We start from the raw sequence: 13952 nt of genomic DNA on the forward strand, positions 1-13952 counted from the left end.
AACTGGGTCAAAATCATATTTTTGAGGCTGAATTTATTTCTATACATGAGTTACTATTATTTATTGATCAATCTGGCACTGCTTCTTTTATCATTTTTGTTGGCCTTGGATAAAAAGGTCAGTCCAATCAGGAGTTGGAAGCCAATGATTCCGGCAGTACTGGCTTCAGGATTGTTTTTTTCAGTTGTAGCGTTGATCTTTAATCAATTCAAGTTGTCAGTATTTAACACTGAATATACTGTTGGAGCTCATATTCTTCAATTACCAATTGAAGAAATCTTGTTTCACTTTATACTGGCCTTTGCCGGGCTAAATATTTATGTGGTTTTGAATGCGCGTTTTCCGAAAAATAATCTGGAGAAATTTAGCCTGTCTGTCAGTAATTTATTGCTTGGAGTGCTTATTGCTATGTTGTTTTTTACACACACTAAAATGTATAGTGTTATTACTTTTTCTGTTCTGTTTCTGTTCCTTTTTTATATAGAGTATGTGAACAAGCTCAGGTTCATGTATAAGTTTTACAGGGGTTATATAGCACTGCTTATTCCTTTTTGCTTGTTATATCTACTTATTGGGGGCTTACCAATCCTTACCTATGTATTTGAGGAAACCATTAAATTAAAGGTAAGAGCAATTCCATTTGAAAGCTTCTTTTACCTTATGAGTAATCTTCTGTTAAGTGTTTACTTATTTGAAGTGATTAAAAGTAAAAGCAAAGCATAATGGAGCTGCCAATTTATACAAAGCAACAGCTTGCATTACGGAATGGGCAGGACAAACCACAGATATGGGTTGCTTACAGAGGTATTATTTATGATGTAACAGATAGCAGGCTGTGGGGGAATGGCAAGCATTATGAACATTGGGCAGGCCAGGATCTGACAGATGAGCTACCGGATGCACCTCATACAGAAACCGTATTTGAGAAATTTACGGCAATAGGTAAATTAAGTACATAAAGAAATACTTATAAGAGTGTTTCTTTATGTACTTAAGATTAAGTTTTATGATTCTATTGTGAATGAACTTAGGGTTACAAATTCCTGAACACGTGCTGCAACTTCTGCTGAGGTTAGGTTAATGATTTTTTCTGTTCCAAATTTCTCTACGCAGAAAGAAGCAAGGGCAGAACCAAAGATTATCGCATTTTTCATGTTGTTGAAGTTCACCGTCCCTACTTTAGCCATGTAACCTATAAATCCGCCGGCAAATGTGTCTCCTGCACCAGTTGGATCAAATACCTCTGCCAATGGCAATGCCGGAGCTGAGAAAATTTTATCCTCGTGGAATAATAGGGCACCGTGTTCGCCTTTTTTAATGATCAGGTATTTAGGGCCCATTGCTAAAATTTTCTTAGAAGCTTTAACTAATGAGTATTCTCCAGAAAGTTGACGCGCCTCCTCATCATTGATGGTAAGAACATCTACCATTTTAAGGGTTTCTAAAAGATCTGGCATCATAATATCCATCCAAAAATTCATTGTATCTAAAACAATTAGCTTAGGCTTGTTTTTAAGACGTTTGATGACGGTCTGCTGTACAATTGGAGTAAGATTGCCTAACATTAAGTATTCGCAGTCCTGGTAGCTCTCAGGGATAATGGGGTCGAAATTCTCTAGTACATTAAGTTCAGTAACTAGAGTGTCGCGACTATTCATGTCGTTGTGATATTTTCCAGACCAAAAGAAAGACTTTTCTCCCTCTTTTATTTGCAGTCCTTCGGTATCAATACCATGTTCGGTAAACGTATCTATGTCCTCTTTATGGAAATCGTCGCCTACAACACCAACAATTTTTACTTTATTGTAGAAGTAAGAAGCAGCTAAACTTGCATAAGTTGCGGCACCACCTACTATTTTATCTGTCTTTCCGAAGGGAGTTTCGATCGCGTCAAAAGCTACAGTACCTATGATTATCAGGCTCATATGAAATAATTGATTTTTTTTTAAATTTTTTCTCTGCAAATATTGCATAAATAAATTAAAACCCCTAATATTGCATTCCCAAAACGAACAAGATATTATGTTCCTAGGAACACATCAGAAGCGTTTTTGGAAGACCAGACTCCTTCTTAGCTCAGCTGGTTAGAGCATCTGACTGTTAATCAGAGGGTCGCTGGTTCGAGCCCAGCAGAGGGAGCTCAAAATGAGGTAGTTAGCCTCACCATAAAGGTGAGGCTTTTCTATTTGCAGGAAATTTGCACACAATAGGGATCAATGGAGGATCAAGCGGAATTCGGGATCAAGTGGCTGTTGCACAACTATGTTTAAATCATTCTCTAAATTGGCCGTTTGCCTTTTGAATAACTTAAATATTTATATTTTATTCTGACAGGTACGAGAGAAGGCCTTTTATTATTTATTCAAAAGTTTCTTTGTTACAAATTCATTAAAAAAGAAATCCCTATAAATATTGCCAATCGGTATTTCGTTTTTTCCAATATATACAGTATTGTTGTCTACAGAATCTATTTTATTTACATTGATAATGTACGATTTGCTGACTCTGACAAAAGAACTTTTTGGAAGCAAATCATGAATGGTTTTAATATTCATCAGTGTAATCACTTTTTGATTTTCTATGTAAATAATAACATAATCTTTTAACCCTTCAATATAAAGTATATCACTAAAGTATACTTTAAACATTCTGCGGTCTGCCCTTACAAAAATATAATCATCGGTTATGTTTTCTATATTGCTGCTTGTATGATCAGTATGGAATAGTTTACAATACGTCTGCGCTTTTTCAACCGCTTTTTGAAAGCGCTCTAATTTTACAGGTTTGATCAGATAGTCAATAGCGTCGACTTCATAACTCTCAGAGGCAAATTCATGAAAAGCGGTAGTAAATACTACTAAAGTATTTTTAGGAATAGTTCTGGCAAATTCAATTCCATTCACTCCTGGCATTTGAATATCAAGAAATACCAAATCAACAGCATTTTTTGCCAGAAATTCTCTTGTAGCATCTGCTCCGTTAAATGAAGCTATGGATTCCAGATTTTCTGTCTCGTTAACCAGTTTTTGGATTGCTTTTCTTGCTAATGGCTCATCGTCAACGATTATGCAGTTCATTTTATAATTTTAAAGTTAAGGTAACGCAGTAGGTTTCCGAATTGTCTTCTATTTTCAATTGATGTGAAGAAGGGAACAGGAGTTCTAATCTTCTTTTAATATTAACCAGACCTAATCCTCCGGATTTATTAACTGCTTTTACAGTGGGTTTTGAGTTGATGCATTTGAAAAAAAGCTCGGAATGGCAAACATTAAAAAACAAATTTACATAGGATAATTTCGCTGAGTCATTATTGTGTTTTACAGCATTTTCGACAAACGAAATGAATAATAAGGGGGGAACCTGAACACCGCTCAATTCTCCTTCTTTGGATATTAAAAAATTAAAATTATCCCTTCTGACTTTTTCCAGGTTTAAAAAATCTTCTAGAAAATGGATTTCTGAGGTTAATAAAACTTTATCTCTCGAGCTGTCATAAAGCTGATAACGAAGCAGGTCACTTAGTTTCATCAAAACCTGCGAAGCTTTTTTAGGATCATCTTCAATTAAAACATTAGCGTTATTGAGCATATTAAAAAGGAAATGCGGATTGATTTGATTCTTGAGCTGTTCCAGTTCAGCATTAGTTTTTGCCAGGTCGAGGTCATGAATCAGTTGGGCATCAGATATCCACTGCTGGAATAGTTTAACTGCTGCCGATGCAATAATAAGCACCATGATCATAAAGGAAAAGGTAAAAAAGTTAATACTGTCATCCTCGTAAGGCAGTAAATCAGATTTAAAATAACTGGAAAAAACTTCATGGATGTAAAACGAAAGAATCATCGCTGAAAGCACAAAAAGACCATAACCCAGGTATTTTTTTCTGAATAAAAATTGAGGTACAAAAAAATACATATTACTGTAAGCCAGTGAAATGATCAGGGAAAAAATAGCCAGTCGGTTATAGGTTTCGAAAGGTTCTACATAATCCGGCGGACTGTAATACAAAACAACAATACAAAACGCGATTAGTAACAAATGACGTTGAAACCGGTATTTTTCTGAAATGATCAACTGAAGGATACAATTGGCATCCATAGTTTTTCTGTGTAAAGTTTTATTCATAAGCCTATTCTAGATTTCGAGCAAATGTAGCAGTACGCCAGAAATATAAATTTTTACTATACAAAAGCACCTTAATAATATACCAAAATAAGATTTAAAGAGCGTAAACCTTTGTTATGAGTTAAAAACCCCGCTTCTGTCGCTGAAATCTTAGTGCGCATTTATTTTACTAGATGTAAAAGCTGCTTTAATATATAAAGTAAGGCATTTTGTATATATAAAATATGCGGATTCTGCAAAAATATACTTTAGCCAAAAATTGAAACACTTAACTCAAAACTTTAATAAATGAAAAGCAGAATTCCATCGTTTCTAATACTCTTTTTTGCCTTTGTAGTCCATGGGTATTCGCAGGAAAAAGTTACCCTTAGCGGCACAATATCTAATAAGTCCAATACCGAAACACTAATTGGCGTGAATATTTACATTCCAGAAGCGAAAGTAGGCATCACGACCAATTCTTATGGGTTTTATACCACAACCTTGCCAAAAGGGACTTACACCATTATCGTAAGCTACGTAGGCTTTGATAATATAGAAGAAACCATCACGCTGACCGAAAACACAAAAAGGAACTTTGGGATGACCGAAATCAATAAAACATTGGGTGAAGTTGTGATTAAAACCAATACCATAAAAGAAAACATCCGCAAACCTGAAATGAGTACCAATAAACTGTCTATTGCCACGATAAAAAAGATGCCGGCCGTTATGGGTGAAGTAGATGTTTTAAAATCGATCTTACAGCTTCCCGGGGTTACCAATGCTCAGGAGGGTGCATCGGGATTTAATGTCAGGGGAGGTTCTGTTGATGGAAATTTGGTGCTGCTTGATGAAGCCGTTGTTTATAATACCTCACATTTATTCGGTTTCTTTTCTGTTTTTAACGCTGATGTAATCAAAGATTTAAAACTTTACAAGGGAGGAATTCCCGCTAATTTTGGCGGACGTATATCATCGGTACTGGATATTTATCAAAAAGAAGGAAATAACAAGGAGTTTCATGTTAACGGGGGGATCGGATTGGTCTCAAGCCGGTTGCTTGTTGAAGGTCCTATTGTTAAAGAAAAAAGCTCTTTTGTGGTTGCGGGAAGAGGATCTTACGCACATCTTTTTTTGAAAATGGCAAATGAACCAAATTCAGCAAATTTCTACGATTTGAACACCAAGTTTAATTACAAATTCAATGATAAAAATAATGTTTTTGTATCAGGATATTTTGGTAACGACAACCTGAATTTTAATAACAGTTTTATAAATACCTACGGTAATAAACTTTTTAATCTCAGATGGAACCATATATTCTCAGATAAGATTTTCTCTAATGCATCTGCCATTTATAGTGATTATGACTACCAGATCAAAGTAAAATCCGCTGGTCTTGACTGGAAAGCAGAGGTAAGAAATTACAATTTTAAATATGATTTTAAACATTATGTTTCAAATAACCTGACTTTAAATTATGGTGTAAATTCAATTTACTACAGTTTTAATCCTGGTACAATCAGGTCGTTTGGAGAGCGTTCAGCTGTCAATCCGGACCAGTTGGCCAAGAAATATGCTTTTGAAAATGCTGTATATATCAGTGCTGAACAAAATCTTTCTGACAAATTATCTCTGAATTATGGACTTCGCTACAGTAATTTTCAAAGATTAGGCGCGCAGGAAGTGTACACCTATGCTAATAATTTACCGGTTGTTTACAATAAGGAGCTTCATATTTATGAAGAGGCTACGCCAACAGGGATGATTAACTATTTGAAAAACAAAAAGATAGCGAGTTTTGGTAACCTGGAACCCAGACTTGCCATTGCGTATTCGCTAAACAATGATCAATCCATCAAGGCTAGTTACAATAGAATGAGCCAGTATGTTCATTTAATTTCCAATACTGCTTCTGCAAGCCCGCTTGATATATGGGCGCCTTCTGACCAATACCTTAAACCGGAAATTTTAGATCAGGTAGCACTGGGGTACTTTCACAATTTTAAAGATGATAAGTATTCTTTGGAAGCTGAAACATTCTACAAGAAAGTAAAAAACAAAGCAGATTATATTGACGGCGCAGATTTACTTGGAATAGATGCAATAGAAAGTGTGCTTTTAAACGGAGAAGGAAGAGCGTATGGTCTGGAAATGATGCTCAAAAAAAATACAGGAAAGCTGACGGGCTGGGTTTCCTATACGCTTTCTAAAGCACAACAAAGAACACCAGGCAGAAATGTAGATGAACCGGGTATAAATAACGGAGATTGGTACAGGGCAAATTATGACAAATTGCACAATTTATCTGTTACCGGCGCTTATGCTTTAAGTCCAAAATGGTCACTCGGGGCTATTCTAACTTTCCAAAGCGGAAAAGCAGCAACATTTCCTAATGGAAAATACCTATATCAGGGCATTAACGTTGCGAGTTATGGAGTAAGAAATGAAAATTCTTTAGCTGCATATCACCGTGTAGATGTATCTGCAACTTATACTCCTAAACCCGACAAGAAAAAAGGATGGCAGGGTGAATGGAATTTCAGTATCTACAATCTTTACAACAGAAACAATGCTGCATCGTACGCTTTTAGACAGAATGAAGATACAGGAACAAGTGAGACAAGAAGAGTATCCATTTTCGGCATTGTTCCCAGTGTAACCTACAACGTAAAATTTTAAAAGCAACTCACCTATTTATAAAAAGATAAAAATGAAACTACTACAAAAAATTATAATTCTATCCGTTGGACTGTTTGTGACAGGATGCGAGAAAGCTATTGATGTGGATCTTAAGACAGCATCGCCAAGATTGGTTGTAGATGCGTCTATAGACTGGGTAAAAAATACAGCAGGCAATGAACAAAAGATTGTATTGTCGACCACAACAGGTTATTACAGTCCCGAATTCCCGAGTGTTTCAGGAGCAGTAATTACGGTAACAAACGCGTTGAATACGGTTTTTATTTTTGTAGAAACCTCTGGAACAGGGCAATACATTTGCAGCAATTTCCTTCCTGTTATCGGTCAGACTTATAACTTAAAAATTGTTTTAAACGGAGAAACCTATACTGCATCGGAAACATTTACCGCTGTTCCTAAGATTGAAGATCATATTGATCAGAACAATGAAGGGGGTGAGACCGGTGATGAAATTGAAATCACATTTTCCTATAAGGATGATGCAAGTCAGATCAATTCTTATCTAACCAGAGTTACCCAGCCTCACACGGCGTTTCCCGAGCTTGAGGTTGAAGATGATGAACATAGTAATGGTAATTTAATGCAGGAGTCCTATTCGCATGAAAAGTTTAAAGCCGGGGACCAGGTGGACATAAGACTATACGGGGTTTCAAAAAGCTATTACAATTACATGTTCAAATTAATACTGGCTTCTGGTAATGATGGCAACCCTTTCCCTACAACACCAAGTGCGGTCCGCGGTAATATTGTCAATCAGACCAATAGCAAAAATTACGCTTTTGGCTATTTCAGACTTGCAGAAATGGATACTAAAATCTATACGATTAAGTAATTAAGTGTTGTGCGTGTAGTGAAAATCGGGAATTAGCGATGCGACAAAGCATATCGACACAGTGTTTCTGTGCTTAATTGAATAATCTAAATGAATAAAATCAATGGATAAAATAATAACTGTGCTTTTGCTGCTCTTATCCGTTTTAAAGGTTAGCGGACAAAGCGCTTCAATTGACTCAACAAAAAACAATAAAAACATTCAATTCAAATGCAAATCACTCATCATTTCAACTGCTTTAATCGGATATGGAGTTGTTGGTCTTGTAAGCCCTGCTTTAAAGGATATCAATATCAGTACAAAAAATGAATTTAGGGAACATGATGACAAGAAAGTAAATTGGGACGATTATGCTCAATATAGTGCGTTCTTATCTGTATATGCTTTAAATGGGTTGGGCATACCCGGAAAAAACAATTTTAAAGATAGAACCATTGTTTTGGCAACGGCATATCTCATTATGGGTGGCTCTGTGAACCTCATAAAAAAAGCTTCAAAAGTGACCAGACCAGATGGCTCAGACACCAGGTCGTTTCCTTCGGGGCATACCGCCACGGCTTTTATGGGTGCTGAATTTTTACGCCAGGAATATAGGGATATATCGGATTGGTATGGTATTACCGGCTATGCGGTTGCTGCTGGCACCGGTCTTTTTAGAATGTCCAACGAAAAGCATTGGCTTACCGATGTTGCCACTGGTGCTGGAATCGGAATTTTAAGTACTAAAGTTGCTTATTGGATTCATCCATTAATTAAGAAGACGATTTTTAAAGACGAAGATAAGACAAATGGAATTGTTATGCCTTTTTATAATGGAAGAGAATATGGGTTGGGATTGTCAATGACATTCTGAAAAGAAAAATCTACGCACAACAATAATAGCCGTTGCGCAATCCTATAATTGGGAATTTCAACAAAATTATACAGCGGGCATACAAGGAAAAAATAGTTTATAGAGCGATTGGTTCAACAACCTGACATCCAATTTTATAAAGCTCGCCATTTAAACTTGCTTATAATTACGGGAAACCGGATTTTGTTTTTTAACCTTTTGCTTTAGTGGTGTAGGTAGTTGGTTTTTGGACAAACCAGAGTCGCTTCCCCTTGTTGCTAAGAATTATTTTGTTCGATCCTATAGTAGTAATTAAGGCTGTTTGAATTTGGCGAGGGGAGCAAATTTATTAGTATTTCCAATGGCAAAGATTTTATAAAGCATTTTGAGTATACACATTAGTAAGTTCTACCTTTTAACTTAATATGCTGTTGAAATAACACAAGATAAACGATTATCAATCGTTTATCTTGTTAATATTTTGCATTTTTAACTGTTTTGTGTAATTTTAATATAAGATAAACGAAAAAAACCGTTTATCTTATTGATATTTATAATGGATATTCAAGCAGCACTAAGAGAGCTGTCTAATCAGCCGCTGACCCACCAGTTCCTGGCCGGCCTTTTGAAAGAGACCATCAATGAAGAGGAATTCAGGAAATTATTGAGTGAAAAGATCGAAAGTGTTAAAATGGACTTTGTCAAAGCTGACATCTCTAGATTTATAAAGAATCCAAAGGCACTTGAAATATGGTACCCAAGTTATTTCCACGACCTGAGTGCGAAACTAAAAATCAAGACATCTAGTTAAGCTCTGGGCCTCGGTTTGGAAAAATTAAAACCAGAGGCTATGTATTATAAAGAATGTACTAAATTCGTTAATAATTAAAAACCGTTACAAATATTTAACGGGATTCCTTTGATAGCTTGTAAATAATTGATAAACATGTTGTTAGAAATGGGTAGCGTCCGTCTGTTAATCAGAGGGTCGCTGGTTCGAGCCCAGCAGAGGGAGCCATAATGGGCGAGCACGGTAAAGCGGTCGCTTGCCCTCTTTTTTAGTCCGTAATTTGCTGTTAATCTGATAGATAATGGCAAAAAGGAAACTCACCTTAGCGGTTCCATATTTCAAGTTTTCGAAAGTGAATTTTTCGGGATCAAGCAAAAAAGTTGGGGAGTACATCCGGGTTACATACCTATATTATAGGTGTATCGGAGGTCTATACCTTTATGAAAGGTTACTAAAGGGGCTTTGCTACCCGGGTGTCAAAGAGGAAGGCCTACGCAAGCTGAATGAAGCAATGAGTGAGCCGGTTCACCTGGAGCTTAACTTAAAAATACCTTAAATTGTACTTCTGATATTGTATGATATAATTAAAATCCCTAATATTGCATTCCCAAAACGAATAGGTTATGCGTCCTTAACGACGGATGAGGAGCGTTTTGGAAGGCCAGACTCCTTCTTAGCTCAGCTGGTTAGAGCATCTGACTGTTAATCAGAGGGTCGCTGGTTCGAGCCCAGCAGAGGGAGCAATTAAAAAGCCCATTTCTTAATTGAAAATGGGCTTTTTTGTGGAATATATCTATGGAGCTATCAGCGGTGCTGGGCAATCTTGACACCTTTTAATAATGATCTGCTTTCTCTTAACGCCCAGATGACCTTGTAGGTCAGCTCCTTCAATGATTACGGTATAGGTACCTGGGTTATCGGCAGCATAGAAGCTAATTGTTGCTTTCCCGTCCTTATCCGTGATGATATTTGGCGTCCAATATATTGTTGAACGTATATCAGACATGTCAGAGATATTACCTGCGGTGTACTTCGGACTATAAAACTCTTTTGGAGTGATAAAAGGCATTGGCTTATATAGATAAGTGCCAACGCTTTTTTTTAGGAAAGGGCCTTTTCCACCCCGAGTAGTTATTTCAATAAAGGAATGATCCCATGGCACATCTAGCGGTTTGAGGTAAGTACTGGTATAACTCATTTGATACTTACCACTTACCATTACCTCAATTCCTTTAATTTCTTCGGCATCGTAATAATCAAAGATATCTTTGAGGTATTGATACCGTGATGCTTCCGGCAAAATAAAGAATTCAGTATTTATACCGTCGATAACCAGATGGACAAACATACTGTGCACTTTATAATGGAGTTGTCCAGTTTTGTCAGCTCTAATACCGAATCCCTTAACATTCTTACTCAGGAGATCACCCAGAGTAGTTCTGCCGGCTTTTTTTAACTGTTCTTCATCAATAATGATATCTGCACCACCAGGGCCATTTAAGTTTTTGGAACCTTTAATAACCTTTTTTGCATTAATAACTACCTCTTTAAGCAAATTCCCTCCTGTAACGCGTAATTGTTCTTTTTTTAAAGCCACCCGATTATTAACAGTTGAATAGGTGCTGGTGTCAATATTTACAAACCATGGGACAATCGAATTGGTAGCCGGTGAGAAAACGGGTGCTTTAAATTCATCCATTTCAATGCCCACATTAAAGCTTTTTCCTCTCTTGTTTTTAGCGCTTATAAAGTAGGTAGGGGTATCAATTGGAGCAACTCCTTTAAAAATAAAATGTCCATAATCATCAGTAATACTCTCTAGCACGAGTAATGGATTTTTTGAGAATAATGTAATTGCAGATTTAGCGACTGGTTTATTAAAGGCATTTGTGACTTTACCTTTTATTAAAAACTCTTCCTCACTGGAATAGATCAATGACTTAACGGTTTTAAAGACTTCGTTCCAATCGTAACCTGCCCAACCTTGCGCCATCAGCAAATGATTAAGATGCTGCCATTTTTCGGGACGAGTTGCAGCATCATCGTAATAACCGGGATCTTCTACATTGCCTTTTAAGTCTGAAGTTAATAGTATGTAGCTTACTATTGAACGTTCTGCGATACTGTCTTTTTTAACCTGTCCGTTGTCTGTTACTGCAAGTGAAAAACTACCTCGTATGGGCTTTCCGGTATTGTCACTCACTTTCATACTTAAAGAAATACTTTCCCTTTGCAGGTATTCACTTTTATTGGATTCCAATTGGATACTCAGCTGATCATCATGATCGTTGTAAAACATACGTTCATTCAATCCAATTTTGTTCTCGTTCATTAAAATGAGGCGAACTATACCACTCGGAAAGACCTGTTTATTTAAAGTGAATTTAACCTGCCCTTTACTGAATTTAACCAAAGCACCCCAGCAAACTGCATTTCTAGCCATACCAACTAGGTAATAAGTCTGATTGGCAGCAACGATGTCTGGTGTAGGCGTAAGTATTATTTCACAAGAATCACTTTTAAACCGATTCGTAACGTTTAAGGTTATGCCGGTACTTTCAACAGATGGAAGTTGATAGGTCTGATATTTCTCATCAGGCAACGGAATTCTGGCAGTATAAGTCTCTGCATTTTCAGGTGTAAGATTAAATGTCCCCATTCCTAAATGTGTAGTCGTAAAAGACGTGATTTCCTGCTGTTTGCTGTTATAGATTTTGCCTGATACAGCTGCGCCGTATCCATCTTCATTTAAGGCCTTAAAAGCAATATTGGTTTGTTGACCTGCAATCAATTTTCCTCCCTCGGGCATAAATTGCAGGTCGACTTTTTCTGGCCGGTTTAGTATAACGGGGATCGAAATCTTACGACTGCCCTGACTTTTGCGCAAGTCCTGAATCCCCAGAGAGATGTTTTTTGAGTAGGTCTTCTCGGGTAAATCGAAACTTAACTTTAAGCCACCGTCTAAACTTGTTTCAACTTTGTCTTTAAACAATGTTCTTTTACCATCGGAAATACTCAACTGCATTTCTCTTAATCCTATAGGAGCTTTGTCAAACTGAGTGATCTTTAACCCCATCTCAATTTTGTCCTTGTTGCTGTCCTTTATTAAGCGTGCATTATAATTGATCAACCACTCAGATCCGGCATCAGTACTAACATAAAAATGTTTCTTAAAAAGGTAGCTCTCTCCAAAGTTTCTCATCCAATTGGTGTATCCTGTTAAAGTATATCCTCCTTGCATCAGATCTTGAGCTAATCCTATATAGCCATATGCCATTCCGCCGTTTACAGGAACCATAATTCGCTGAATAAGTCGATTGCTGTCATTTGAAAGTTCCAGATAAAGTACCCCGCTTTTATTAGAGTAGGTTAGAAAGGAAGCGTTCAGTAAATAAGCTTTGAACCACAAGGTATCTCCGGCGAGATAAGATGATTTGTCAGTTTGCAAGTAAAGCTTTTCAATAGAAAGACTGTCGTTTTGTGTATTAAGCTTAGCAATGATCTGATTTAGATTTTGTTTGGGAAGTACCTGAGAGCAGCATGGTGAAATGTTGAAAAGGTTAAGCAGAACACAAATAAAAATATTTGTTATAATATGAACAGCCTTAGTTTTCATAGTTCGAGTATCTGGTTTAGATGAGTTAATTTCTTATAAAGATACTGATACACAATCTTTTTTAAAAGAGACGATTGCGATCCGGGTTAAAAGAAAGAAGGTGTCCAAAGAGTGTACCATATAGTACACTCTTTGGACACCTTCTTTTAATAACTTACCAGCTGGTTTAAAGTTTAACCGTTGCTGGTAAGTATTTGGCGATCAGATCTTCGTAATACGGTTTGAGTTCTGATACAACGGGAGGCTTAGGACTTTTCGAATATAAATCGTAAGGGTTAAACTTGTCAACCCATTTAAACATTTCTTGATCGTGAGCGCTTAACAGGTGATCGTAAGCGTGTTCACGGTGTTGTGAGTAGAAGGAGTGGTAGCGGATCATGTACAAAGCCGGTTCCGGTAGGTAATTCTTGGTGATGTGGTATAGATACTCGTCATGTCCCCAAGACATATGGATGTTGTCGAGTCCGCATTGATGCGTGTACACGCCATATTTAGTGTTATAGCGTTCATCTGTGCTATCGGGATTTGCTGAAAAGAAATCAGGGTACACAATTTTATCTGAGAACTTACAGCCTACAGGGAATGAATCGCCAACAACGTTCCACTGAGGCTCTCCAAAAAGGCATAACACCTTACCAAGATCATGTATAAAACCGGTTAATACAAACCAGTCCGGGTGTCCGTCGGCACGGATCGCTTCTGCAGTTTGCAATAGATGCTGTAACTGATCTAGTGATGTGTCAGGATCTGAATCATCAATTAATGTATTCAGGTATTCCATTGCGGCCCACCATGGCATCTCTTTTTTATCAAACTGTAAAAAGTTAGCTTTTTTTGCAAGTACATTCCCATAGGTTTGGTACTTGTGATTCAAACGATAGAATTCGCGTACTGAATCATTTTCCGGGCTATCGTAATTTCTAAATTCTTCTTTCTTTTTTTCAGGTACACCGGGTTCCGGGTATCTTTTTAATACATCGTCCTCCCACACATCGAGGCTAGACAATGGAGATATTTCCTCTTTTCTTGACTCTTTCATAATGCTTAATTTTTTATAGTTAATTATTTATTC

General features: G+C 36.9%; 12 protein-coding genes and 2 tRNA genes. 9 read left to right on the forward strand and 5 right to left on the reverse strand.

Features of this window, described 5'->3' with window-relative positions:
• The first annotated feature begins 45 nt into the window (after positions 1-45).
• Together AC6CH7_RS15720 and AC6CH7_RS15725 are read left to right on the forward strand one after the other, a co-directional pair.
• Complete coding sequence (locus tag AC6CH7_RS15720; RefSeq protein WP_498263655.1) at positions 46-723, forward strand: lycopene cyclase domain-containing protein; 678 nt, start codon at positions 46-48, stop codon at positions 721-723.
• Complete coding sequence (locus tag AC6CH7_RS15725) at positions 723-959, forward strand: cytochrome b5 domain-containing protein (RefSeq protein WP_498263656.1); 237 nt, start codon at positions 723-725, stop codon at positions 957-959. Before AC6CH7_RS15720 ends, AC6CH7_RS15725 begins: the two co-directional genes overlap by 1 nt.
• Before the next feature lie 45 nt (positions 960-1004).
• Here the strand turns inward: AC6CH7_RS15725 and AC6CH7_RS15730 are convergent, their stop codons facing one another.
• Complete coding sequence (locus AC6CH7_RS15730) at positions 1005-1925, reverse strand: PfkB family carbohydrate kinase (RefSeq protein WP_498263657.1); 921 nt, start codon at positions 1923-1925, stop codon at positions 1005-1007.
• A gap of 140 nt (positions 1926-2065) precedes the next feature.
• Between AC6CH7_RS15730 and AC6CH7_RS15735 the strand changes: the two genes are divergently transcribed.
• Positions 2066-2139 (forward strand) — tRNA-Asn (locus AC6CH7_RS15735).
• A gap of 215 nt (positions 2140-2354) precedes the next feature.
• On the opposite strand, the gene AC6CH7_RS15740 is transcribed toward AC6CH7_RS15735, so the two are convergent.
• Positions 2355-3077 (reverse strand): LytR/AlgR family response regulator transcription factor, encoded by a 723-nt coding sequence (locus tag AC6CH7_RS15740; RefSeq protein ID WP_498263658.1) that lies wholly within the window; start codon positions 3075-3077, stop codon positions 2355-2357.
• Position 3078: 1 nt separating this feature from the next.
• Positions 3079-4125, reverse strand: a complete 1047-nt coding sequence (locus AC6CH7_RS15745; protein ID WP_498263659.1) for a sensor histidine kinase — start codon at positions 4123-4125, stop codon at positions 3079-3081.
• A 288-nt stretch (positions 4126-4413) separates the two neighbouring features.
• On the opposite strand from AC6CH7_RS15745, the gene AC6CH7_RS15750 reads away from it, so the two are divergent.
• From AC6CH7_RS15750 to AC6CH7_RS15775, 6 genes are all read left to right on the forward strand, one after another.
• On the forward strand, positions 4414-6789 hold the full coding sequence (locus AC6CH7_RS15750; protein WP_498263660.1) for a TonB-dependent receptor: 2376 nt from the start codon (positions 4414-4416) through the stop codon (positions 6787-6789).
• Positions 6790-6820: 31 nt separating this feature from the next.
• On the forward strand, positions 6821-7642 hold the full coding sequence (locus AC6CH7_RS15755) for a DUF4249 family protein (RefSeq protein ID WP_498263661.1): 822 nt from the start codon (positions 6821-6823) through the stop codon (positions 7640-7642).
• Positions 7643-7745: 103 nt separating this feature from the next.
• Positions 7746-8495, forward strand: a complete 750-nt coding sequence (locus AC6CH7_RS15760) for a phosphatase PAP2 family protein (protein WP_498263662.1) — start codon at positions 7746-7748, stop codon at positions 8493-8495.
• Positions 8496-9030: 535 nt separating this feature from the next.
• A complete protein-coding gene (locus tag AC6CH7_RS15765) occupies positions 9031-9285 on the forward strand; it encodes a hypothetical protein (RefSeq protein ID WP_498263663.1) in 255 nt (84 codons plus the stop codon).
• 280 nt (positions 9286-9565) lie between these two features.
• The gene (locus tag AC6CH7_RS15770; protein WP_498263664.1) at positions 9566-9820 is read left to right on the forward strand and encodes a hypothetical protein; all 255 of its coding nucleotides are present in this window, start codon (positions 9566-9568) and stop codon (positions 9818-9820) included.
• A gap of 111 nt (positions 9821-9931) precedes the next feature.
• Positions 9932-10005: transfer RNA gene (locus tag AC6CH7_RS15775), tRNA-Asn, on the forward strand.
• A gap of 52 nt (positions 10006-10057) precedes the next feature.
• Here the strand turns inward: AC6CH7_RS15775 and AC6CH7_RS15780 are convergent.
• Together AC6CH7_RS15780 and AC6CH7_RS15785 are read right to left on the reverse strand one after the other, a co-directional pair.
• The gene (locus tag AC6CH7_RS15780) at positions 10058-12880 is read right to left on the reverse strand and encodes a hypothetical protein (protein ID WP_498263665.1); all 2823 of its coding nucleotides are present in this window, start codon (positions 12878-12880) and stop codon (positions 10058-10060) included.
• Positions 12881-13046: 166 nt separating this feature from the next.
• On the reverse strand, positions 13047-13919 hold the full coding sequence (locus AC6CH7_RS15785) for an inositol oxygenase family protein (RefSeq protein WP_498263666.1): 873 nt from the start codon (positions 13917-13919) through the stop codon (positions 13047-13049).
• Positions 13920-13952: the final 33 nt, after the last annotated feature.

Source organism: Pedobacter sp. GQ55, from assembly GCF_059758925.1.